This window comes from Pigmentiphaga sp. H8, from assembly GCF_003854895.1.
Lineage (GTDB): Bacteria > Pseudomonadota > Gammaproteobacteria > Burkholderiales > Burkholderiaceae_B > Pigmentiphaga.
Genome location: NZ_CP033966.1, coordinates 376,289 through 399,028 on the forward strand (window position 1 = coordinate 376,289; position 22,740 = coordinate 399,028).

General features: G+C 68.3%; 23 protein-coding genes. 10 read left to right on the forward strand and 13 right to left on the reverse strand.

Going from position 1 to position 22,740, the window contains the following annotated elements:
* Positions 1 to 91: 91 nt before the first annotated feature.
* Positions 92 to 1,003, forward strand: coding sequence for a LysR family transcriptional regulator (locus tag EGT29_RS01820; protein ID WP_124687427.1), 912 nt, complete (start codon positions 92 to 94; stop codon positions 1,001 to 1,003).
* Positions 1,004 to 1,012: 9 nt separating this feature from the next.
* On the opposite strand, the gene EGT29_RS01825 is transcribed toward EGT29_RS01820, so the two are convergent.
* The 5 genes from EGT29_RS01825 to EGT29_RS01845 all read right to left on the reverse strand — a co-directional run bounded on the left by EGT29_RS01825 (position 1,013) and on the right by EGT29_RS01845 (position 6,904).
* Positions 1,013 to 1,978 carry a tripartite tricarboxylate transporter substrate binding protein gene (locus EGT29_RS01825; protein ID WP_124687428.1) on the reverse strand — a complete coding sequence of 322 codons (966 nt, stop codon included), beginning with the start codon at positions 1,976 to 1,978 and terminating at the stop codon, positions 1,013 to 1,015.
* A 35-nt stretch (positions 1,979 to 2,013) separates the two neighbouring features.
* Complete coding sequence (locus EGT29_RS01830; RefSeq protein ID WP_124687429.1) at positions 2,014 to 3,717, reverse strand: thiamine pyrophosphate-requiring protein; 1,704 nt, start codon at positions 3,715 to 3,717, stop codon at positions 2,014 to 2,016.
* 35 nt (positions 3,718 to 3,752) lie between these two features.
* Entirely contained in the window at positions 3,753 to 4,748 is a 996-nt protein-coding gene (locus EGT29_RS01835; protein ID WP_202865577.1) for a protocatechuate 3,4-dioxygenase, read from the reverse strand.
* Positions 4,749 to 4,862: 114 nt separating this feature from the next.
* Entirely contained in the window at positions 4,863 to 5,309 is a 447-nt protein-coding gene (locus EGT29_RS01840) for a MarR family winged helix-turn-helix transcriptional regulator (protein ID WP_124687430.1), read from the reverse strand.
* On the reverse strand, positions 5,306 to 6,904 hold the full coding sequence (locus EGT29_RS01845) for an MDR family MFS transporter (protein ID WP_124687431.1): 1,599 nt from the start codon (positions 6,902 to 6,904) through the stop codon (positions 5,306 to 5,308). Before EGT29_RS01845 ends, EGT29_RS01840 begins: the two co-directional genes overlap by 4 nt.
* Before the next feature lie 133 nt (positions 6,905 to 7,037).
* Between EGT29_RS01845 and EGT29_RS01850 the strand changes: the two genes are divergently transcribed.
* From EGT29_RS01850 to EGT29_RS01860, 3 genes are all read left to right on the forward strand, one after another.
* Complete coding sequence (locus EGT29_RS01850; RefSeq protein WP_124687432.1) at positions 7,038 to 7,826, forward strand: EcsC family protein; 789 nt, start codon at positions 7,038 to 7,040, stop codon at positions 7,824 to 7,826.
* A 133-nt stretch (positions 7,827 to 7,959) separates the two neighbouring features.
* Positions 7,960 to 8,574: a DUF937 domain-containing protein gene (locus tag EGT29_RS01855; protein ID WP_124687433.1), complete on the forward strand. Its 615-nt coding sequence runs from the start codon at positions 7,960 to 7,962 to the stop codon at positions 8,572 to 8,574.
* Between the two features lies 1 nt (position 8,575).
* The gene (locus EGT29_RS01860) at positions 8,576 to 9,256 is read left to right on the forward strand and encodes an isochorismatase family protein (RefSeq protein WP_124687434.1); all 681 of its coding nucleotides are present in this window, start codon (positions 8,576 to 8,578) and stop codon (positions 9,254 to 9,256) included.
* On the opposite strand, the gene EGT29_RS01865 is transcribed toward EGT29_RS01860, so the two are convergent.
* Positions 9,228 to 10,007: a phosphatase PAP2 family protein gene (locus EGT29_RS01865; protein ID WP_238160265.1), complete on the reverse strand. Its 780-nt coding sequence runs from the start codon at positions 10,005 to 10,007 to the stop codon at positions 9,228 to 9,230. The genes EGT29_RS01860 and EGT29_RS01865 overlap by 29 nt on opposite strands.
* 142 nt (positions 10,008 to 10,149) lie before the next feature.
* Here EGT29_RS01865 and EGT29_RS01870 point away from each other — a divergent pair, with 142 nt between their 5' ends.
* Positions 10,150 to 11,109, forward strand: coding sequence for a tripartite tricarboxylate transporter substrate binding protein (locus tag EGT29_RS01870; RefSeq protein ID WP_124687435.1), 960 nt, complete (start codon positions 10,150 to 10,152; stop codon positions 11,107 to 11,109).
* A 52-nt stretch (positions 11,110 to 11,161) separates the two neighbouring features.
* On the opposite strand, the gene EGT29_RS01875 is transcribed toward EGT29_RS01870, so the two are convergent.
* Both EGT29_RS01875 and EGT29_RS01880 read right to left on the reverse strand, forming a co-directional pair.
* The gene (locus EGT29_RS01875) at positions 11,162 to 12,472 is read right to left on the reverse strand and encodes a YfaP family protein (RefSeq protein ID WP_124687436.1); all 1,311 of its coding nucleotides are present in this window, start codon (positions 12,470 to 12,472) and stop codon (positions 11,162 to 11,164) included.
* Positions 12,465 to 12,971 carry a hypothetical protein gene (locus EGT29_RS01880; protein ID WP_124687437.1) on the reverse strand — a complete coding sequence of 169 codons (507 nt, stop codon included), beginning with the start codon at positions 12,969 to 12,971 and terminating at the stop codon, positions 12,465 to 12,467. The genes EGT29_RS01875 and EGT29_RS01880 overlap by 8 nt, the downstream gene beginning before the upstream one ends.
* A gap of 215 nt (positions 12,972 to 13,186) precedes the next feature.
* Here EGT29_RS01880 and EGT29_RS01885 point away from each other — a divergent pair, with 215 nt between their 5' ends.
* Complete coding sequence (locus EGT29_RS01885) at positions 13,187 to 14,215, forward strand: porin (RefSeq protein ID WP_124687438.1); 1,029 nt, start codon at positions 13,187 to 13,189, stop codon at positions 14,213 to 14,215.
* Between the two features lie 77 nt (positions 14,216 to 14,292).
* Positions 14,293 to 15,216: a DUF808 domain-containing protein gene (locus EGT29_RS01890; RefSeq protein ID WP_124687439.1), complete on the forward strand. Its 924-nt coding sequence runs from the start codon at positions 14,293 to 14,295 to the stop codon at positions 15,214 to 15,216.
* Positions 15,217 to 15,223: 7 nt separating this feature from the next.
* On the opposite strand, the gene EGT29_RS01895 is transcribed toward EGT29_RS01890, so the two are convergent.
* Together EGT29_RS01895 and EGT29_RS01900 are read right to left on the reverse strand one after the other, a co-directional pair.
* A complete protein-coding gene (locus EGT29_RS01895; RefSeq protein ID WP_124687440.1) occupies positions 15,224 to 16,261 on the reverse strand; it encodes a DUF5924 family protein in 1,038 nt (345 codons plus the stop codon).
* A gap of 113 nt (positions 16,262 to 16,374) precedes the next feature.
* The gene (locus EGT29_RS01900) at positions 16,375 to 16,797 is read right to left on the reverse strand and encodes a VOC family protein (RefSeq protein ID WP_124687441.1); all 423 of its coding nucleotides are present in this window, start codon (positions 16,795 to 16,797) and stop codon (positions 16,375 to 16,377) included.
* Between the two features lie 103 nt (positions 16,798 to 16,900).
* Between EGT29_RS01900 and EGT29_RS01905 the strand changes: the two genes are divergently transcribed.
* Positions 16,901 to 17,545, forward strand: a complete 645-nt coding sequence (locus EGT29_RS01905) for a TetR/AcrR family transcriptional regulator (protein ID WP_124687442.1) — start codon at positions 16,901 to 16,903, stop codon at positions 17,543 to 17,545.
* Between the two features lie 80 nt (positions 17,546 to 17,625).
* Positions 17,626 to 19,395: a YncE family protein gene (locus EGT29_RS01910; protein ID WP_124687443.1), complete on the forward strand. Its 1,770-nt coding sequence runs from the start codon at positions 17,626 to 17,628 to the stop codon at positions 19,393 to 19,395.
* 6 nt (positions 19,396 to 19,401) lie between these two features.
* Here EGT29_RS01910 and EGT29_RS01915 read toward each other — a convergent pair whose 3' ends face one another.
* The 3 genes from EGT29_RS01915 to EGT29_RS01925 form a co-directional block, all read right to left on the reverse strand.
* Positions 19,402 to 19,884 carry an LEA type 2 family protein gene (locus tag EGT29_RS01915; protein WP_124687444.1) on the reverse strand — a complete coding sequence of 161 codons (483 nt, stop codon included), beginning with the start codon at positions 19,882 to 19,884 and terminating at the stop codon, positions 19,402 to 19,404.
* A 99-nt stretch (positions 19,885 to 19,983) separates the two neighbouring features.
* The gene (gene sigJ, locus EGT29_RS01920) at positions 19,984 to 20,862 is read right to left on the reverse strand and encodes an RNA polymerase sigma factor SigJ (protein WP_202865578.1); all 879 of its coding nucleotides are present in this window, start codon (positions 20,860 to 20,862) and stop codon (positions 19,984 to 19,986) included.
* Between the two features lie 52 nt (positions 20,863 to 20,914).
* Positions 20,915 to 21,346 carry a carboxymuconolactone decarboxylase family protein gene (locus EGT29_RS01925; protein ID WP_124687446.1) on the reverse strand — a complete coding sequence of 144 codons (432 nt, stop codon included), beginning with the start codon at positions 21,344 to 21,346 and terminating at the stop codon, positions 20,915 to 20,917.
* Positions 21,347 to 21,523: 177 nt separating this feature from the next.
* Between EGT29_RS01925 and EGT29_RS01930 the strand changes: the two genes are divergently transcribed.
* Positions 21,524 to 22,732 (forward strand): NAD(P)/FAD-dependent oxidoreductase, encoded by a 1,209-nt coding sequence (locus tag EGT29_RS01930; RefSeq protein ID WP_202865579.1) that lies wholly within the window; start codon positions 21,524 to 21,526, stop codon positions 22,730 to 22,732.
* Positions 22,733 to 22,740 lie beyond the last annotated feature (8 nt).

The window sequence follows — 22,740 nt, forward strand, 5'->3', positions numbered from 1 at the left end:
CGGCTGGGGGCGGTTGCCATTATAGTGGTCGCCTATGCCCGGCACGGCGACACCACGATCCGCGCAAGGAACCCCATCGCAGGCACAGCCCATGCCCATGAGCCTCAGGCAGTTGAGAATCTTCGTTGCCGTTGCCAAGACCGGCAGCACCATGGGCGCGGCATCGGAAATCGCCCTGTCCCAGTCGGCCGTCAGCGCGGCGCTGAACGAGCTCGAAGGCCTGCTGCATACGCGTCTGTTCGACCGGGTGGGCAAGCGCCTGATCCTCAACGACAACGGCCGAGGCCTGCTGGCCGAGGCCACGGCGCTGCTGGACAACGCCCAGCAGATCGAACGCGGCTTCTTCGACAAGCTCGGGCACGCGGCGGCCACCCTGAAGCTCGGATGCAGCACCACCATCGGCAACTACGTGCTGCCGGGACTGCTGGCGCGCTATCGGCTGCGCGCGCCGCACACGCCCATCGAGGTCACCATCGCCAACACCGCGCAGGTGTCGGCCGCCGTGGCGGGGTTCGACGTCGACATGGGCCTGATCGAAGGGCCGTGCCAGGATGCCGACATCCAGCCGACGCCGTGGCTGCTGGACGAGATGGTGATCGTATGTTCCGCGCGGCATCCGCTTGCGTCCGAATGGCATACGCGCCGCATCACCCGCGAGCAGTTGCGCGAGTCGCGCTGGCTGCTGCGCGAGCGCGGCTCCGGCAGCAGGCTGGCGGTGGAGCAGGCGCTGCTGCCCTATCTGCACCAGCTCAACATGGACATCGAGCTGGGCAGCACGGAAGCCATCAAGTACGCGGCCGCCGAAGGGCTGTGGCTGGCCTGCCTGTCGCGCTGCGCGGTGAAGGACATGGTGGCCGCCGGCCAGTTGAGCATACTGGACACCGATCTGCCGCCGCTCACCCGCCGCTTCTATCTCATCCACCACAAGAAGAAATTCCTGTCGGACAACCTCAAGGACTTCTTCGAGCATTGTCGCGGCGACACGGTCATCCAGGGCGCGTGAGCAGCCGTTTCAATCGACGCGCACGCCGGCGTCCTTGACCACCTTCTTCCATTTGGGCGACTCGGACGCGATCAGCGCGGCGAATGCCTCGGGCGTGCTGCCCACCGCTTCCACCCCCTGTTCGGCCAGCTTCTTCTTGACGTCCGGCGCCTGGACGACCCTGGCCAGTGCGGTGCTCAGCCTGTGGACGATTTCGGACGGCGTGCCGGCGGTCGTCATGATGCCGAACCAGGGCGTGACGTCGAAGCCGGGCACGCCCGACTCCGCCACCGTGGGCACGTCGGGCAGCATGGGGGAGCGCCGGGCCGCCGGCATCGCGAGCGCCTTGAGCTTGCCGGCCCGGATATGGGGCAAGGCCACGGCCATCTGCAGGAACATCAGCGAGACCTGTCCGCCCAGCAGGTCGGTCGTGGCGGGGCCCACGCCCTTGTAGGGCACGTGCAGCAGGTCCACGCCCAGGTCGGATTCCAGCATCTCCATGGCCAGGTGCGCGCCGCTGCCGTTGCCTGGCGATGCATAGGCGATCTTGCCCGGCGTCTTGCGCGCGGCGTCGAGCAGTTCGCGGAAGTTGCCGACCGGCAGGGACGGGTGGGCGACCAGCACCATGGGCGACCACACCAACTGGCTGACCGGCGCGAAATCGCGGTCGGGGTCATAGGGCAGTTTGTCGTAGAGCGCGCTGCGCAGGGTGACGTCGCGGCCGGTGACGAAGAGGGTGTAGCCGTCCGGCGCGGCGCGCGCGACGAAGTTCTCGGCAATGGTGCTGCCGCCGCCGCCCTTGTTCTCGACGATGACTTGCCAGCCTTCGTCCTCGCCCAGCTTCTGGCTGACCAGGCGCGCCAGGATGTCGGTGAAGCCGCCGGGCGGATGCGGGACGATAAGGCGTATCGGCTGGTTCGGGTAGGCCGGTGCCTGCGCCAGCGCGGGGGCCGCGCATCCGGCGATCAGCGTGGCGATCAGGGATCTCGTGAACATGGTGCTCTCCTCCTCGTCTTGTATGAGGGCGCCCTTCAATGGGTCGCCGAAAGGGACGTGCGGACCTCCACCAGCGCCTGCCGGCGTTCGTTGCGGATGACGTCGATCGCCCGTTCGAGCGCGCCGGCAAGCCGGGCGCCGTCCTCCACCACTTCCACGTGGGCACGGCTGGCGGCCGCCACCATCGAATAGGACGGAGAGGGTTCGAGCGACGTGAGCGGCATGGCTGCCGCCCGCGCGGCGTGGCCGTCCCGATGCACGCCCAGCGTGGAGCGGCGCACGGCGTTCCACATGCCGTTGTTCTTGACGATGGTCAGGATGGGCAGCGCCTGCGCCTCGGCGATCTGGTGGCAGGCGACGGGGTTGGCGAACACGTAGGAGCCGTCGCCCACGCACGCCACCACGAGCCGGTCGCGGTCGGCGAGCTGCGCGCCCAGGGCGGCAGGCATGCCCCAGCCCAGCGCGCCGGAATAAGGCGTGAAGAAATAGCGGTTGGGCCCCTTGAGGTCCATGTAGTCCGGCACGGTGCCAAGTTCGCTGAAGCAGAGGCCGTCGTCGCCGAGCACGTCGGACACGCAAGCGGAGATGTAGGCGCCGGAGACCGGCTTGCCGCCACCGCGCAGGGCCTCTTCGCGTGCGTGCTGCCGGCGCTGTTCGGACAGCCGGGTGTAGTGGGCCCGGCGCCGCTCCACCTCGGCCGTCGGCGGCGGCAGGGCGGCCAGCAGGGCATCCAGCCCGGCGGCGGTATCGCAGCAGATCGCGAGATCGGTCTGGAAGCTGCGCACGGGCTGCCGTCCCGCCAGCGGATCGGGACCCAGGTGCGCGATGCGCTTGCCGGGGCTCGGGCGATGCAGCCGTTCCACCCAGGGCGTGGAGGCGTCGACGACCAGGATGACGTCGGCCGCCTCGAGATGGTCGCCGGCGGCATGGCCCAGCATCATCGGGTGGGACGAGGGCATGACGTTGCGCACCGGCATGATCTCGATGACGGGAATGGCATGGGCCTGCGCCAGCCGGGCCAGCGATGCCCCCACCTTGCCGGCCGGATCGCCGCGTTCGGCCACGATCAGCGGACGTCGCGCCCGCGCCAGCCATTGCGCGAGTTCTTCGATGGCGGCCGGATCCGGGTGCGGGGCCGTGGGACGGGCCACCGGGAACGGTTCGAAGCGCACGCCCGGCGGCAGGGGGTCGAGCAGCGGTTCGCGCGGAAAGCCCAGGAAGACCGGTCCGCACGGTTGCGCCATCGCCAGCGCGGCCGCCCGGGCGACCAGTCCGCACGCCTGTTCGGGATAACGCAGCTCGTATTCCCACTTGACCAGCTCGCGCACCATGGCGTGCTGGTCGTACAGCTCCTGCCCGTACTGCACGGGAGTCAGCCGCGCGCCGTCGCGTCCATGCTCGGTCAGCGGCGTGCGCCCGGCCAGCAGGAACACCGGCACGTTGTCGCTGTGGGCGTTCAGCAGGCCGCACAGCGCATTGGCCATGCCCACGTTCACGTGGACCATCACGGCCTGCATGCGGCCGCTGGCCAGGTAATGGCCGTGCGCCATTCCCATCGCGGCGGTCTCGTGCATGCAGGTGACGGGCACGGGCATGGCGTCGCGCAGCCGGGGGTTGGCCAGCGCCTCGATGATGGGGGCGAAGTCGTTGCCGGCATTGGCGAACAGGTAATCGATGCCGCTGGCCTTCAAGGCCATCAGCAGGGCTTCGGCCGCCGTCGTGTCCTGCTCGATCCGCATGCTGGCTCCTGTCGGGTGGGGCATGGCCCGCGATGTCAATCCTGTTTCCAGACCGCGAAGGCCATGCCGCAGCCCGTCCCCGCGGGTGTCCGATAGCACGGTTCGTAGGCCTGCCACGCAAAGTCCAGGTGCTCGGCCGCGCCCGCCGTGGTGATCCAGTTGCGGATCTCGGAAGATCCCGAGTTCAGGCGAGCCGGATCGATGCCGGCCAGCGCGGCCGCGTCCTTCTCGGCGCAGGCGCGCAGCACCAGGCGGTCCAGATCCTCGTCCACCGTGAAATGGCTCAATCCGCCCGAGGCGACGATGCCGACGCGGGCCGGCGTGTCCCAGCTGTCGACCGCGCGCGCGATGGCCCGGCCGAGTTCATAGCACCGGCGCGGCCGGGGCTGGTTGGGCGGGTAATAGGTGTTCAGGGAAATCGGCAGCATGGGAATCGGCCGCGCCGGCATCAGGCGCCGGTGCACGAAGCCGAAGGCGTGGCCCTCGCCATGGGCCTTGGCCAGGTGGCGGGAGGTGCTGAGGTCGAAGTCCTCGTCCATCAGGGAGCCGATGAGATGCCGGCCCAGTTCGTGGGCGACGGGATACTCGCGCGGCGTTTCGTCCTCATGGTATTGGGACCGCGCGTGGCGCCAGAACGGCGGGGCGTCCGCCGGCATGGACAGCGGCCGGTTGGCGATGGTCTGCCCCCAGTAGACCAGGATGGCCGGCAGGTTTTCCTCGCCGTACTGTTCGTTCTGGTCGTCGCCGATCACGATCAGCGCGTCCAGCGCCGCGGCCTCGATCGTGCCGGCCAGGCGGCGGATGTGGACGTCGCAGGCGGCGGCCTTGCGCGTCAGCTCGTCCGGCTCGAGCGCCCGGGCCAGGCTGTCGCCGCGGCGCGCCAGCAGCGCGTCGTAGCTGACCGGCCGGCCGTCCAGGTCCAGCAGCTTGCGGCCGGCCAGGTCGATCGCGCCATGCTTGGCGTAGTCCTCGGCGGGACTGTTGAGCATGGGGCTGTGTGAGGATCCGATACCCAGGACGATTCTTGCCATGGCCTGCGTCGCGCCTTGCTAGGGGAACAGGCGCCCAGTGTAGGCAGGCGCATCGGCGCGGGATAACGGATTCTTTGTATAGGCCTTAGCAAAAAAGCAGATAGAACGGCGAAGCTAGTTGCCCGCGGGCCCCGTGGCCGCCCGCCGGAAATTGCCCTCCAGCGTCTCCAGCGTTCGCAGCAGCGCATCCAGCTCCTTCTCCGACAAGCCCTGCAGGACCTCGTCGAGGAAGGCGGCCCGCCGGGGCATGGCTTCGTCCACCACTTCCTGCCCCGCCGCGGTCAGGCTGACGTTGGTCTGGCGGTTGTCCTGGGCATCCACCTGCCGCGCGAGCCAGCCCAGTTGTTCCATGGCATGGAGCAGCCGCGTCAGCGACGCCGGATCCAGGCGGCAGCGCTCGGCCAGGAGCTTCTGCGGGCAGGTGCCGTGCTCGGACAGCGTCAGCAGGATGCGCCAGCGCGGCAGCGCATGGCCGATGCGGCCGCTGAAGCCCGCCTGCATGGCGCGGTAGGTCTGGCCCAGGCGCTGGATGACCTGCAGGCCGCGCTGTTCGCGGTTCACGATTCGTCCCCGGAGGCCGGCTGCTTGCCGCGCTCGGGGCGCACGATCTGGATGGCCGGCACGCGCCGCACCAGCCACAGCCCGACCAGGGCGATCAGCACCGCCAGGATCTGGCCGTTGTGAATACCCGAAACCAGGGCCTCGCGCACGTGCTCGAGCAGTTCGGTGGCCTGGCCGCCATGCTGGGCCAACTGCTCGGCCAGCGTGCGCTGCGCTTGCGGGTCCACCAGGACCTGCGGGTTGTGCAGCTGCGGCAGCCATTGCAGCGCGTTCTCCGACTGCAGCACGTCGGTGACGCGCCACAGGTAGCTGTGCGAGACGATGGTGCCCACGATGGCCGTGCCCAGCATGCCGCCCACCATGCGCGTCGATTGCAGCGTGGCGGTGGCGATGCCCAGGTGGGTGCGATCGGCCGTGTGCTGGGCGAAGATCGTCAGGTTGGGCATGGTGAAGCCGATGCCTATGCCGGCCAGGAACATGTAGAACGCGAAGAGTGCGTGCGGCGTGTCGTGGTGAGTGGTGACGACCCCCAGGCAAGCCAGCGCCAGCGTGGAAAAGCCCGCATACAGCATGCGGTTGGGCTTGTCGATGTGGCTGATGATGCGGCCGTTCAGGATGCTGCCCACGGTGATGCAGGCGGCCATGGGCGTGATGAGCAGGCCGGCCTCCTGGGGCGACAGCCCGAAGCCGCCCTGCAGCAGCAGCGGCGCGTAGAACATCAGCGCGAAGATGATGAAGCCGACCAGCGTCGCCAGCACGAACAGCACGGCCAGCGCCGGGTTGCGGAACATGTCGATGGGCAGCAGCGGCTGCGGGCAGCGCTGTTCCCAGAAATACAGGCCGGCGAACGCGGCCAGGCTGCCGGCCCCCAGCAGCAGCACCGTGGTCGAGGCGGCGCCCTTGGGCAGGAGTTCGACGACCATCTGCAGGCAGCCCAGCGCCACCGCGATCAGCAGCGCGCCGGGCCAGTCGAGCTGTATCTTGCCGGCCGTGTGGTGGCGGATGCGGGGCAGGAAGCGCGCCACGAACAGGATCCCCAGGAGGCCGACCGGCAGGTTGACGTAGAACACCGATCGCCAGCCGTACTGCTCGGTCATCACCCCGCCCAGCGAGGGGCCGATGGCGTTGGCGATGCCGAAGGCCGAACTGACGATGATCTGCCAGCGCAGGCGCACGCGCGGCTCGGGGAACAGGTCGGGGATGCACGCGAACGCACACCCCACCAGCATGCCGCCGCCTATGCCCTGCAGGCCCCGCGCCACGACCAGCCACAGCATGCTGGTGGCCGCGCCGCACAGCACCGAGGCCGCCGTGAAGACGAAGATGGCGGCGATCACGAACGGCTTGCGGCCGTAGTAGTCGCCCAGCCGGCCGAAGATGGGCACGGTGATGACGGACGGCAGCAGGTAGGCGGTGGCCACCCACGCGTACAGGTCGAATCCCCGCAGTTCGGCCACGATGGTGGGCAGCGCGGTGCCCACGACGGTCTGGTCGATGGCGACCATCATCATGACGAAGCACATGCCGAGGACGGCCATCAGCGATTGCCGGAAGGGCAGGACCTGGCCTTCGGAATGCTGGGGAAGCGTGGACATGGGAAGATGCCAAAATCATTGATTGATCAATGATTGTAGTCCTCCCGGCGTTTCGGGGCAGCGCCGCCGGGTCGCGGCAGGCATGGGAGCTTTTTTGTTTAACATGGACCAGGACGTCTTCCGAGGACTTTCCATGCCGCTTTCCGAATCCGACCTGCAGGAACTGGCGCGGGCCCGGCACCTGCTGGAGCACCCGGGCATCGCCGCGCGCATCGCGGGGATCGCCGGCAAGCCCATCGAGCGCACGCTGGCCGCGCTGCCGGACCGGGTGTCGTCGATGATCGACGAGATCGCCCGCCGCTCCATCAGCAAGGCGCTGGACGTGGCGGTCAGGACCATGGATCCGACCCGGCCGGCGGCCGCCACCGACTGGTGGCACAAGCTGGCGGCCGGGGCCTCGGGCGCCGCGGGCGGCGCTTTCGGCATGGCGGGGCTGGCCGTGGAACTGCCGATCTCGACCACCATCATGCTGCGTTCCATCGCCGACATCGCCCGCAGCCAGGGCGAGGACCTGAAGACGCCGGAATCGCGGCTGGAGTGCCTGCACGTGCTGGCGCTGGGCGGTTCCTCGAAGTCCGACGACGCGACCGACGCCGGCTACTTCGCCTCGCGCGCCGCGCTGGCGCAGGCCATCGCCTCGGCCAGCCAGTACCTCGCGCAGCATGGCACGGCCAAGGGCAGCGCGCCGGTGCTGGTCCGGCTGATCTCCGAGGTCGCCTCGCGCTTTTCGATCGCGGTGTCCGAGAAGGCGCTGGCCCAGGCGGTGCCGATGATAGGAGCCATCGGCGGCGGGGCGATCAACGCGCTGTTCATCGATCATTTCCAGGACATGGGGCGGGGCCACTTCACCGTGCGGCGATTGGAGCGCGTCCATGGGACCGACGCCGTGCGCGAGGCGTACCTGGCGCTGCCGCGGCGTTGACCCCGTGCGGGCGCGGTCGAAACAATCGGGTCCGCCAGACGTATCAGTCTGTTAACGCCATGCGCGCTCATGCATGGCGAGCTACGATGGCCCCTGTGCCGGCACAGCGCCGGCGTCTTCAGCGAGAATCGCCATGAACGCCTCCTCTTCCCTGTCAGACGAACTGATGTCCCAGCTGCAAGGCGCCCCCCTGCAGCAGCTCGCGCAGCAACTGGGCACGGACACCGCCCAGACCCAGCAGGCAGTGGGCGCCGCGCTGCCCCTGTTGCTGGGCGCGATGGGCAACAACGCGGCCCAGCCGCAGGGCGCCCAGGCGCTGTTCGGCGCGCTGCAGGACCACGGCGGGGGCGGCGGCCTGGAAGGCATGCTGGGGTCGCTGCTGGGCGGCGGCAATGCGGGCGCGCAATCGGATGGCGGCGCCATCCTGGGCCACATCTTCGGTGCCGGGCAGCAGCGCGCCGAGGCTGGTCTGGGCGAGGCCACCGGCCTGGGCGGCGGCAATGCCGCCAATCTGCTGAAGATGCTCGCCCCCATCGTGATGGCCTTCCTGGCGCAGCGCGTGCAATCGGGCGGCATGACGCCGGACAGCCTGGGCAACACGCTGGGCCAGGAGCGCGATGCCGCGCGCCAGCAGGGCGGTCTGGGCGGCGGCCTGCTGGGTTCGTTGCTCGACCAGAACGGCGACGGGCAGGTAGGCCTGGAGGACCTGATCAAGATCGGCGGCAGCCTCCTGGGTGGCCGGCGCTAGCATGCATACGCTACCGATACGCCAGCACATCGTCGATCGCGTCGTCGCCCGGCGCGGCCGCGTCCACCTGCACGAGCGGCTGGATCCGGCCAGGACCGCCCTCGTCGTCATCGACATGCAGCCCACCTTCGTCGCTCCCGGCAGTCCGGCCGAGGTTCCCGAGTCCCGCTCCGTGGTCGGCAACATCAACGCCCTGGCCCGCGTGCTGCGCCGCCGGGGCGGGTTGGTCGTGTGGGTCACGCACGCGAACCTGCCGGTGGGGCAGGGATCGGACTGGTCCGGTTTCTACGACCATTTCGTGGCCGCCGACGTACGCGCCCGCACCATCGAGGCGAACGCCCCGAGGCCGGCGTCCGAGGCGCTGTGGCAGGGCATGGAGCCCGCCCCGGGCGACGTCCACCTGGCCAAGAACCGCTACAGCGCCCTGGCGCACGGTTCGTCCGGGCTGGAGCGGGTGCTGCGCAGCGCGGGGATCACCCATCTGCTGATCGCCGGCACCAAGACCAACATCTGCTGCGAATCCACCGGCCGCGACGCCATGATGCTGGACTTCTTCCCCATCATGGTGGCGGACTGCCTGGCGGCCCTGTCCGACGAGGAGCACCGGGCGGCGCTGGAGACCTTCGTGCAGAACTTCGGAGACGTGCGCGAGGTCAGCGAGATCGAGGGCCTGATGGCGTGAGCCCGCGCGAGCGGTCCGCCCGCTCGCGCACGGCCACGCATGCCATCAGCCAGGCCGCCGTGACGGCGAAGGCGGCGATGACGTCGCTCAGGTAGTGCACCTGCAGCATCACCCGGCTGTAGCCGACGCTGGCGATCAGGCCGGCCGCGAACATGGCCATGGCCTGGCGCCACGCCGGCGGCGCCAGGCCCGCCAGCAGATAGGCCAGCATGCCGTAGACCGCCATCGCGCCGGTGGCGTGTCCGCTGGGAAAGCTCCACCCCAGTTCCTGGGTGAATCCGTGCAGGTGTTCGGGGCGAACCCGCTGGAAAGCGCCCTTGAGCAGCACGTTCAGCCCCGCCGCGCCCAGCGTCCCCGCCAGCCAGAGCACCGCGTCGCGCCCGCGGCGGCGCCACAGCAGCAGGGCCAGCACGACGGTGCCCAGCCCCAGCAGGAAGTCCCGGTCGCCAGCCACGGTCAGCACGGCCAGGAACCGCAGCCACGCCGGCGAGGCCCGTTCGGCCAGGGTTTCGGCCAGGGTCTTGTCCAGGACCACCAGCCGTGACTCGGTCACGACGTTGGCGGCGATGAGTCCGAACACGGCAACGCCGCCCACGATCAGCGCCGCCATCACGCGCGACCGGCGTGCCGGCGAGATCCGGCTCGCGTCCAGCAGTCCGCCCACCCACAGGCCGAGCGCGCACGCGCCGGCCAGCCAGGCGAGAAAGGCAAGACCGGCATGGCGGCCGGCGATCAGTTCCAGGGTTGTCATCGTGCGATCTCGCGTCCGTACGGCGTCATCACCTGCCGGCAATGGCCGCATTGCCTCGCGCCGATGGCGGGAGAGGCGCCCGCCTTCTACAGTGCTGCGATCGGGCGCGCACCACGATACATGACAACAACGGAGACGGCACATGATCCGAGCGTTCTGGCACGGCCTGACGGCGGCCATTCTTCTGGCACCGCTCGCCCCGGCGGTGGCCGCTTACCCGGAACGGCCGATACGGCTCATCGTTCCTTTCGTGGCGGGCGGTTCGATCGACCGCGTGGCGCGCCTGCTGGCCGAGCGCATCCAGGCCCGGGTGGGGCAGCCGGTCATCGTCGACAACCGGACCGGCGCGACCGGCAACATCGGCACCCAGGCCGTCGTGGCGGCGCCGCCGGACGGCTATACGCTGCTGATGCAGACCTCGGCGCTGGCCATCACCCCCTGGTTGTCCCGGCTGCCGTTCGACGTGGAGCGCGACCTCGTGCCCGTGACCCGCATCGCGCGCACCCCCTATGCGCTGGTCGTCAGGGCGTCCCTGCCGGTGGATTCGTTCGAGGCCTTCGTGGCCTATGCGGCGGCCCACCCCGGCAAGCTGACCTGTTCGAGCTACGGCGTGGGATCGCCGCCGCACCTGGCGCTGGAACTGATCAAGCAGGCGGCCTCGGTCGATATCGTCCACGCCCCGTACCGGAGCTTCTCGCAGGCCGCGCCCAGCCTGGCGTCCGGGCAGCTCGACTGCGGCATCGACACACCCACGAACGTGCAGCCTCTGGTCGGCACGGGCACCGTCCGCGTGCTGGGCGTGACCTCGGCCGAGCCCTTTTTCCTGTTCCCGTCGGCCCAGCCCATGGCTGGCCGCTATCCGGGCACGGAGGTCGAGGGCTTCCAGCTGCTGTTCGTCGCCAAGGGCACGCCGCCGGACATCGTGGACCGCATCCACGCCGAGTTCGCCCGCGCCCTGCGCGATCCCGAGGTCGGGAAACAGCTCGGGGCCATGGGCTTCGTGCCGGTGGGCGACGACCCCCGCTCGGCGGCGGCCGGTTTCGCCAAGGACTACGCGCGTTTCGGGCGGGTGATCAAGGAGCGGGGCATACGCGCCGAGTGAGCCGTGCGCTGCCTTGGGGCCTGTGCGAGGCTCCTTTTGGCGCGAACAGGCCCTAGTGGACGGAGACCGTCCACGCCGGGCCGGACCGGGCCACCGCCACGCGCAGGACGATGAGCGGCGACGTATCCCCCGCTTCGCCGCGCGGCGGGCCCGCATCCACCTGGACGGTGCGGATCACGCCGTGGTCGGCGGTGGCGACCTGCAACATCGCCTGCCTGCCCGCGGGCGCCGCATAGTTGTTCAAGCCCACGCTGAAGATGCCGGCCTGCAGGCGCTGCGGGTCGCAGGTCGCGTGATAGTGCTCCGGACCATGGCCCGCGGTGTTGTCCAGATCGAGGGTGCCGCTGGCGCCGACGCGCGCGCCATAATGGACGTGGTCGCCGCCCGGCTCCATCACGTGGAGGTCGATGTCGCCTTCGCCGTCCCAGGCCAGCGTGGCGGTGAAGTATCCCGGGCTGGCCCGGGGTTCGGGGGTCTTCAGCGCCAGCAGGCCGTCGGCCATCAGGGTACCGGCGGAGGACCGGCCGTTGCGGTCAGCGTCGAGATAGGTCTCGATCAACTGATGGCCGGAGGCATCGCGGGCCGACGGCGGGATCCAGAGATTGGGCGGCGGCGGGGTGCCTGGCACCACGCCGCGCAGTGCCGCGATGACCATGTCGTTGCCTGACAGCAGGTGCGGGCCACTGGTACGGGCCGAGGCGGGCGCGAGGTGGACGGCCGCGAGCGCCGCCGGATCGGGCAGGGTCCGGTAAGCGGCGTTCAGGAAGAAGTTGCCCTGCGAATGGCCCACCAGCAGGACGCCCCGCCCCAACGCATGCAGCGCGCGCAGGCGCAGCCGATGGGCGGCGTAGTCGATCCCGGTGGGCGGGTCGGCCGCGAACGAGGTGGCCTGGGCAAGCAGGCGCGCGTTGCGCGCCTCGGTCAGCGCGACGGCGGTGTCGTAGGCGCGAGGCAGCACGGCGGCTATCCGGCGCCAGCCGTTCTGGCGGCCATCGACGATTTCCCAGAACAGCTCCCAGCGCTGGCGCACGGCGTCGTCGAGTTCCGCGGCGCGCTGCGCGAAGACCTCGACCAGGTCTTCGATGCCCTGGCGCCTTCCACGCTGCAATCCGCTGGCGTTGTAGAACACCTCGGCCCCGATGGCCAGCGTGGCGCGGGCCGGGTGCGGGCGCAGCGCCTCGTCCAGCGTGGCGAGCAGGGCCCGCGCGCCCCCGGCGGCGGCGTCGGGCGTGTTCCAGACGCCGTTGAAGAAGGCCAGGGTGTGGGTATGGGCCGGGCACAGGCTCGTTGCCCACGCACCCTGCGCCAGCAGGCTCGCCGCCGCCAGCAGCGCCCGTGCGAATTGGCGCGGTGTCTTATTCATCGCAGCCGTCTCCGGCGGGCAGCGACAGGATGGCGCCGTCCAGCGCGGCGGAGTAGTCGAGATAAGCCAGGACCCGGGCCTGGGTGTTGGCGGACATCTTGCGCATGTCGGCCACGGCGTCGGCCCCTTCGGTGCTGGAGCCGCTGCGCGCCATCACGCAGGACACGCCCCGGGTGGTGCGCCAGGCGGCCTCCTGCGCCGCGACGGAATCGCCTCGGGCCAGCAGGGCATCGCGGAAGGACCGGGCGAGCTGCCTGAGCGCGTCCTGCCGCGCGGGCGCCCCGCCCTGGCGCGCGATCCACGCATCGATGTCGTCGCGCACGCCGTTGCCGTCGGCATCGGGACCGCCCAGGTCCTCGGAGCGATCCAGCACGGGAAGTTCGCCCTGGCGTTCCAGGTCGGCGATGGAGCGGGCCTGCCGCGGGGCGGGATCTTCGCCGCCGCAGGCGGCAAGCAGGAGCAGGCAGGGGGCCAGGATGGCCCGGTGGCGTGGTGTCATGGCGATCCCCATGCGTGGCGTTCCTTCGCCCGCATGGCGAAGGCGTCCCGGCCGATGCGGCGTGGGCGAGGTGCCATTAGGCCGGGACCCGCGCACGCGCGGAGCGTGGAGGCGGCAATTTGTCCGTCGGGGGTGGCGCGTAGGCGGCGCTTTGCCAAGCCGCGCCGATCGCGCCACACTTGCGTCGGGTTTCGTTTTTCCAGGCATGTCCGAACATGACAAGATCGCATCGCATCCGGCTGGCCGTACTGTCCGCGTGGCTGGTGCCGGCAAGCGCGGCGTACGCCCAGTCGTCCCTGACCCTGTACGGCGTGGTCGACGCCGGCATCTACCGCCTGGCGCGCGGCGCCACCTCCATCGGCAACATCCAGCGCAGCTACTGGGGCATCAAGGGGATGGAGGATCTGGGCAATGGCTATACCGCCCTGTTCCATCTCCAGTCCCGCTTCGAGATAGACACCGGCCGCCTGGAGGCCAGCGGCGGCGCTCCCCTGTTCTACGGCGAGTCCACGGTGGGGGTGAAGGGGCCCTTCGGCCAGTTGCGGCTGGGGCGGGCCATGACGCCCATGTGGGCGCTCGATTGGCAGTTCGACCCCTGGTACAACTTCGACCGCGTGGCCTCCATCGCGTGGCAGATCTATCACCCGGCGTACCGGACGGATCCCTATCGCAACGGCCCGCTGGGCGACTACAACCGCGCGAACAACGGCGTGTTCTACGACTCGCCGGCGGCGCGCGGCTGGTCGGTACACCTGGCCGCCAACGGCGAGCGCAGCAAGGTGCCCGACGCGAACGGCACGGTCGAAAGCAGGCGCGGGCTGGCGGCCGGAATCAACTACGACGACGGCGCGGCGACCTTCCTGCTTTCCGCCGAACGCAACAGCGTGAACGACAAGACCTATTTCGTCGGCCTGGCCTACGGGTCGGGCCCGACTCGGGTCATGGCCTCCGCCAACCTGACCGACCTGACGGCGGCCAGCCAGGTGTTCCTGGGCGAGAGCCGCCGGCGCCGCACCAGCGCCATGCTGGCCGCCACCCACCGCATCGGCGCGGCCACGTTCAAGGTCGGCGTGGGCCGGGATTTCCAGGGCTACGGCCGCAGCGGCGCGACGAACTACGTCAGCGCCGGCGTCTCGTATGCGCTGTCCAAGCGCACGCAGGTCTACGCCGGGCTGGGCCACGCACGGCCGTCCAGCGAAGGCAGCCGGACCAACGTCGGCATGGGCGTGAACCATAGTTTCTGAGGACGCCGCTGTCGCCAGGCGTTACAGACGTCCCGGCGCGGCGCCCCTACCATGGCTGCGACGTTCAAGGAGCCTCGATGGCAGGAAGCAGCTTCTTCGCCTTGCTCGACGATATCGCGTCGGTTCTGGACGACATCTCGTTGATGACCAAGGTCGCCGCCAAGAAGACGGCGGGTGTGCTGGGCGACGATCTCGCCCTGAACGCGCAGCAAGTGACCGGCGTGTCGGTGAACCGCGAGCTGCCGGTGGTATGGGCGGTGGCCAAGGGCTCGCTGCGCAACAAGGCCATCCTGGTGCCGGCGGCGCTGCTCATCAGTGCCTTCGCGCCATGGGCGATCCTGCCGCTGCTGATGGTGGGCGGCGCCTTCCTGTGCTTCGAGGGCGCCGAGAAACTGGCGGAGAAATTCCTGCCCGGGCACGACAAGGAGGCCCGGCACGATGAGCGGCGCAAGGCGCTGGAGGACCCGGGCGTGGACATGGTGGCCTTCGAACGCGACAAGATCCGCGGTGCCGTGCGGACCGACTTCATCCTGTCCGCCGAGATCGTCGCGATCGCCCTGGGGACGGTGGCCGGCGCGGGTTTCGGCACGCAGGTGGCCGTGCTGGTGGGGATCGCGCTGCTGATGACGGTGGGGGTCTACGGCATCGTGGCCGGCGTGGTGAAGCTGGACGATGCCGGGGCGTACCTGGGCGCGAGGCGCTCCGCGCTGGCCCGCGCGGTGGGGCGGGGCATCGTCGGCGCCGCGCCGTTCCTGATGCGCAGCCTGTCGGTCATCGGCACGGTGGCGATGTTCGCGGTGGGAGGCTCCATCCTGACGCACGGGCTGGACCCGGTGCACGGCGGCATCGAACGCCTGGCGCATGCGGCGGCCGGCCTGCCGGTGATCGGCGCCGTCGCGGCGGCGGTGCTGCCCGTGCTGCTCAACATCGCGTTCGGCGTGGCCGCCGGGGCGCTCATCGTGCTCGTCGTCGAACTCGTCCGCAAGCTGCTGCGGAAATAGCGGCGGGCTACGGTGCGGCGGCCGGCGTCTCTTGGTCCTCCACGCGGAATCGCAGCATGCCTATCATCTGCCCGGCGTTCGTCACCACCTTGACCTGCCAGCGGCCGCGCACGTCGGCGGGGAAGTTCTGCTTGTGGGTCCAGGCCCGGTAGCCTTCCTTGCGCCCGCCGCGTATGTCCAGCGCGATGCGATCCACCTCGTGCCCGTCGTGCAGCCAGACGTGGTAGATGTGTTCCTCCAGGCCCAGTGGAGCATTGATCGCGGTATAGGCGTAGATGCCCTGGTCGCGCATCTGGGCGGGCGTCACGGTGCGCAGGCGCTCGCCGGCCTTCATGTTGAGGCTGTCCATGCTGGTTGAAATGGCGACCTCGGTCAGCCACAGCGTGGCGGGGGGGACCCACAGTCGCAGCAGCCATCCGCCGGAGCCGAGCGCCAGCATCAGCGCCACGACCGCCCATTTGCGCCAGCGGGCTTCCAGCGGCACCAGCTCGGCCAGCGTGGGAAAGGACAGCAGCACCGCGACACCCAGCGCGAGCTTGTAGCTGTTGCCCGTCGGGATGTGCAGGACCAGGGGCAGCGCGGTCAGCAGCACCGCGAACAGCGTGAAGGTGTGGTACGTCAGGAAAACCCAGCGGCGGGTCGACAGCCACCGGAAATACAGCGGATCGACCAGGGCCACCAGTGCGGCGGCGCCCACGAGGCCGGTGAACAGGGCCTGGCCGCTGTTCCAGGTGGTGGCGGTGTACAGGAAGGGCAGCACGAAGAACAGGCCTTCCTGGTGGATCATCTGCGTGCCGTAGCGCAGCACCGGTATCGGTATGGTCCAGCCGAAGCGCCGTGCGATGCGCCGCCGCAGCGCCCGCTCGAGCATCAGCCAGAGCCAGCTCAGCAGCATCACCGCGGCGATCACGCGGGCAAAGGCCTCGTGGCGCTCGACGGTGAAGAAGCTGACCACCCCGGAAGCGAAGCCGAAGGCCGCGATGGTGCCGGGGTAGCGCTGGGCCAGCGCGATGAGTCGAAGGGGGATGGTCTTCCAGATAGGCACGGTAAAGCCAGCCGGGCATGTAAAAAATGCCGGGTGCCACTCATGTTAGCACCGGCGGAACGTCGCTTCGCGCGGTCCGCCCGGTGCCGTGCCAGCCCCTTCCCGGACCCCGGTCAGGGCGCGACCTGCACCATCCAGGTCACGCCGAAGCGGTCGGTCACCATGCCGAAGCGCGACGAGAAGAAGGTGGGCCCCATCGGCGCGATCACGGTGCCGCCCTCGCCCAGGGCGGCGAACTTGCGTTCGGCGTCGGTGTCGTCGGCCACGCTCAGCGCCAGCGAGACGCCCTTGAATTCGGCCGGCCCCTTGCACATGCCGTCCGATCCCATCACGACGGCGCCGCCGATCTCCAGCGACATGTGCATGATCTTGTTTTCCGACCCCGGCGGCGGTGCGCAATTCTCGTCATCGCCCGAGGCCGGCGGAGCGTCCTTGAAACGCAGCATCATGGTGACCTGGGCGCCGAGCGCCTTGGCGTAGAACTCGGCCGCTTCCTCGGCCCGGCCTTCGAAGAACAGATAGGGCTGGATGTGCATGACGGTCTCCTCGTCTGACTGCTGGATGAAGGGGGGTGAAAAATTGTGGACGCTGTACACATAAGTTATCAGAGATAATGTACAGTGTCCACATGGAGTTCCCATGACCAGCGCCGTCACCCCGCCCGCCTCGCGCAGCACCTACCGCCACGGCGACCTGCGCCGCGCCCTGCTGGAAGCGGGCATCGAGCTTGCCCGCCAGGGCGGCCCGTCGGCGATCGTGCTGCGCGAAGCCACCCGCCGCGCCGGCGTCGTCCCGAACGCCGCCTACCGCCATTTCGCCAGCCGGGAAGACCTGCTGCTGGCGGTGCGGGCCGCCGCGTTGTCCGAGCTGGCAAGCGCCATGGAAACCGAACTCGACAAACTGGACGGCAACAGCCCGCCCGCCGACTACGCCCGCGCCAGCCTGCGCGCGGTGGGCGCGGGCTACCTGCGTTTCGCCTGGCTGGAGCCCGGCCTGTTCCGCACCGCTTTCGCCCCGGCCGACGGGCCGCTGAAGGTACCTCCCGCCGACAAGGCCGGCCGTGGCGGGCTGGATCCGTTCCAGTTGCTCAGCGCCGCGCTGGATCGCATGGCGGCGGCGGACCTGCTGACGCCGGAGCGGCGCCACGCCGCCGAATACCTGGCATGGTCGTCCGTCCACGGGTTGGCCATGCTCGTGATAGAAGGGCCGCTGCGCGGCTTCAGTCCCTCGCAGGTGGAAGCGGTGGGACAGCGGCTGCTGGAGATGGTGGAGAAAGGGTTGTAGTTCGTCCGCTACTTTTCGTCCCTCAGTGAAGATGTTGTGTCAATATTCGGCAAAGACATCAGAACTTCCGGGGGAGACCAATGGAATTGATACGGCAGCCGCAATTGTGGGTGTGGTTGGTCCTTTGTGTATCGACGCTTACATCATGTGGTGGGGGAGAAGGGGGAGGCTCGCCAAGTGAAGGGGGAGGCTCGCCAAGTGGTGAGCAGGCGGAACTGATCCCGACGTTGGCAGAGGATTCCAATCCCTCCGGCCCGCGTGTGGACCTGGCGGGTCGGGATTATTTCCCCTTGAATGCTGGCGATAGCTGGGTATTTACAGGTTCGCAGGGGGGCACACTTACGCGACGCGTCGCGAATGTCCGCTCGGATGGAAGCGTGGTCGTGGAAGAGAGAGATTCCGGTACAGGAACGGTCTCTAGCGCGAGCTACATGCGGACGCCCGAAGGCCTGGTGGCGCATGATCCCGCCGGTGCCCAGCGGAGCCTTCCCGAACTGTACCGAGTGTTGCCGTCGATAGTGGAGTATCCGACACCCTTCTATCCCGTGGGAGGGGCGCGACGTGTGGTTAGACAGGGAAATGCGAAACTTGATTTCGATGGCGATGGCAAGAATGACTTCTATCAATTCACTTTCGAACAGGTTTTCCAAGGCTTTAAAGATCGTGTGGTCATGGGCCAGACGATCGGCACTGCACATTTTTCCTCCACGGCAGTTGCTACTGTACAGGGAAGCTCCGGGCCAGCGGTGATTCAAACAGTCACAACTCAGGAGGACGTCTATTTTGCCGCGGGAGTCGGACCGGTCATCCTGGAGCGTTCAGCCAGGAGGTCAACGGGAGAGTGGCTGTTGCCGCCTTCGACATACAGTCTGCAGCAAGCCACCGTGAATGGAATGGAGGTTTCGTTTGACGACGAACCGCCAATAGTCGCCGGAGATCGGACCATTTCGCTGACACATACGGCTCTCGTCTACGATCGTTTACGCAATGTCTACTACGCGTCTTTGCCATCTTCGGTTGTGCCGTACGGCAACCGTATCGCCAAGATCGATCCCGTTACCGGGGTAGTCAGCTATTCGTCCTCCGCCATTGGATCGGAGCCCAGCACAATTGCGATCTCAGCTGATGGCATGATGATGTACGTGGGTATATCCGGGGCAGGAGATGTGGCAAGGTTGTCGCTGCCAAGCCTGACGTTGCTGGATCGTGTCAAGCTGCCGCAAGATTCTCGCCTGAGGCAAACGTACGCGGATTCCATTAGTGTTTCTCCGACGGATCCGTCCGTTATCGCAGTTGCTCTTGCCAGCAGCGGTATTAGCCCTCGCCATGCGGGAGTCGCCCTGATCCGCGGCGGAGTCATTGAGCCACGAAGGACACAAGCGCATACGGGATCGAACATTATCCGTTTTGGCACAGATGGCGAGACAATCTATGGCTACAACACCGAGACGAGCGAGTTCGGCTTGCGTCGCATCAGGGTGGTAGCAGATGGCCTAGAAGAACAATTGGTAGTCCGGACCCGTCCGGGGCCTTCCAGTCTGGACGTCTCCCCTTTGGGCATCCTAGCGGGAAGACAAAACTACTCGCAGCCGAACTTGGAGTTGATGGGGACACTGGGGCAAGAGGGGGGCTGTATCTATGCTCTGACAGGTAAACGGATAGTGTGCGGGGGAAACTACGGGAGCAGCCAATTGGCGGTCTTCGATGCCACGACCCACGCGCAGTTAGGGAGCCTAGCGGTGCAGGAGATTGACAACGTGCGGGCTATTCTTGTCGCAGGCTCTCGTGGTCAGGTGGCAGTGTCTCGCGGGACGGCCATTCAGTTCATTGATGATCCGCAACTCGACTGAGCAGATCTAGATGCCCGGCAAATTGAGTTGTCCGCTGTCCGAAAACCGCGTCGTGCCGAACATCCCGCCCGACAGCTTGCCGCGGACCACATAGGGAATGTTGTCCAGGCGCGATCCATCCGCCAGGCCCAGCGCCTGCCGGATCGCGCTGAATGCGGACACCGACACGGGTACCGTCAGCACGGTTTCGCCGAAGCGGGGCACGCTGCCGCGCTCGTTGCTGACGCCCGTGGCGAAGCGCTTGCCGTTCAACTCCAGCTCCAGCGCGGCGCCGTCGTAGTCCACCGCGGAGTCGTTGGGGTTCTGGACCCGCAGCTTGACCGCCATCCGCATCTCCAGGCCCTGGCCTTCCAGAGGCTCGATGCCGGCGACCTGCACGTTGAGCGGGTCGCGGCCGGGCAGGCTGGCGCAGCCGGCCAGCGCCAGGGCCAGCAGGCCGGCCAGGGCGGCCCGGCGCGGCGACGAAAATCCATGGAAGAAAGGGTGCATGATCGGTGCCTGTGAAAGCCGCGTAGCCTTCATCTTAGAAACGTGGTGCACGGTCCGCAAAACTTGTTACCTCTTGCGGCAAGCCCTGCAAGCGCCGCGTCACGGGCCCTGGAGGCAAGCGAGCTTGTCCGGGTTGCGCATCAGGTAGATGTTCGATACCGCGCCGTTCTCTCCATAGGCGAAGGTCAGCGCGCCGATGACCACGCCGTTCTCGCGCAGCAGCACGCCCCTGGCGCCGCTGATGTCGGCCACGATCCAGTCCATGCCCTGCCAGAACCGTATCAGGCCGCGTTCGACGAAGCGTATCACCGACACCTTGCCCATCAGTTCCTGCTGCAGCGTGATGGCCTTGCCGCCGCCGTCCGACGAGAAGCGGACGTCGTCCGACAGCAGCGCCGCCAGCGGCCCCGTGCCATGGCCGTTGATGGCGTCCTGGAACGCCGACAGCAACTGCTCCTGGCGTTCGGCCGGCGTGGTGTGCCGGACCTTGCTGGACTCGATGGCCTCGCGCGCCCGCGAGACCAGCTTGCGGCAGGCGCTTTCCTGCATGCCCAGCGTGGCGGCGATGTCGGGGTAGGGCGTGTCGAATATCTCGTGCAGCAGGTACGCCGCGCGCTCCTTGGGCGTGAGCCGTTCCAGCACCAGCAGGAAGGCCGTGGTCAGCGACGAGGCCAGTTCCAGCCGCGACTCCGGCGTGTCGTCCTCGCGGGTATGGATGGGTTCCGGCAGCCACGAACCCACGTAGTCCACCCGCGTGCGGTGCGCGGCGCGCAGCATGTCCACGCACAGGTTGGTGCAGATGCTGGTCAGCCACGCCGCCGGATTCGCGATCGCGCCGCGATCCGCCTGCATCCACTTGATGAAGGTTTCTTGCACGGCATCCTCGGCATCGGCCCGCGTGCCCAGCATGCGGTAGGCCAGCCCGAACAGGAACCGCCGCCGCGCCTCGAAGGCCTCCGTCCCATCTCCCGCCATCATGTCCATGGGCCACCACTGGTCATTTGCCGCGTTTCATCTGCCTGGCGTCCCATCAGTGCATCGACACCTGGAGCCGGTTCCAGAGGTTGATCATCGCGATCGTGCTGGTCAGCACGGCGATTTCCTGGTCCGAGAAGTGTTCCCGCAGCCGGGCGCGCAGCGGGGCGTAGTCGGCCTTGCGGTCGAGCACGGTCAGGGCCTCCGTCCAGGCCAGGGCGGCTTTCTCGCGCTCGGTGAAGTCGCTGACGTGCTCCCAGACGACCAGGCGGTCCAGGCGCTCGCTGGTCTCGCCGTCCTCCCGGGCTTCCCGGATGTGCATTTTCACGCAGAACGCGCATTGGTTGATCTGCGAGGCGCGCAGGACGACGAGGTGGTGCAGCAGGGGATCCAGGCCCTGTTCGCGGATCTGCGCCTGCGCGGCGGCGAAAGCCTGGTAGACGGACGGAAGCCGGGCGGCGGTATTGACGGGCGAGGCGTTGCTCATGGCGATCTCCAAAAAAGGGGTTTACGCCTGTATGACGAGCGAGCCAGCCGGTTTGTGACGTCTGCGCGCGACGGCGCCCGAGATCCCGAACCAGGCGGTTCAATTGTCCGATTGACAGGTCAATAGAATAAATGTGAAATGACTCGAAAAAATCCCATAACCCAAGCGAGGTAGCGTGTGAGCACCGGGACCCCCGAGCAGGTCATTATTGTAGGCGGCGGCCCCGTGGGCCTGGTCGCGGCGATGCGGCTGGGCCATTACGGCATTCCGGTCGTGGTCGTGGAAGCCGAGGAACAGGTGTCGCGGGCCTTGAAGGCCTCCACCTTCCATCCTCCCACGCTGGAAATGCTGGACGAATACGGTATCACGCCCGGGCTGATCGAAGCCGGGCTGGTCGCCCCCACCTGGCAGGTGCGCATGCACGAGACGGGCGAGTTCGCCGAATTCGACCTGTCGGCGCTCAAGGACGAGACCGCCCACCCTTATCGCCTGCAGACCGAGCAGTGGAAACTGTCCGAGCTGCTGCTGGCCCACATCCGGGAAAAGCTGCCGGCGGTGCGGGTGCTGATGGGGCATCCCTGCGTGGCGGTGTCGCAGGACGAGGATTCGGTCCGTGTCACGGTGGAGACGCCCGGCGGCGAGCGCCAGGAACTGACGGGGCGCTACCTGATCGCGGCCGATGGTGCCCGCAGCACGGTGCGCACGGCGCTGGACCTGAGCTTCGAGGGGCATACCTTTCCCGAGACCACGGTGCTGGCCACCACCCGGTTTCCGTTCCACGAGCACATTCCCACGCTGTCCTACATCAACTACTGCTGGGCTTCGACCGGCACCTTCAGCCTGTTGCGGCTGCCTGGCCTGTGGCGGGTCAGCCTGTATCCCTGGGAAGGCGAGTCCATCGACGATGCCCTCCAGCCCGAATCCATCCAGAGAAAGCTCCAGCACGTCCTGCCGCGAGAACAGGCCTACGACGTGATGGAGATCCGGCCCTACCGCATCCACCAGCGGGTCGTGAACAACTATGTCAACGGCCGTATCGTACTGGCCGGCGATGCCGCCCACATCAACAGTCCCAGCGGCGGCATGGGCATGAACGGCGGCATCCACGACGCCTTCAACCTCACGGACAAGCTGCGCCGCATCTACGCGGGCGAAAGCGATGCGCTGCTGGGCCAGTACGAGCGCCAGCGGCGCCCGATCGCCATCAAGCACGTGCTGCAGCAGTCGGGCCGCAACCGCGCCCGCATGCAGGAGCGCGGGGAAGCGCAGCGCCGCGCGACGCTGGAGGACTTGAAGCGCAAGGCGGACGATCCTCGCCTCGCCCGCGAGTACCTGCTTGAAACATCGATGATCCTGAGCCTGCGCGAAGCGGCCGCGATCGAGTAGGCGCAGCG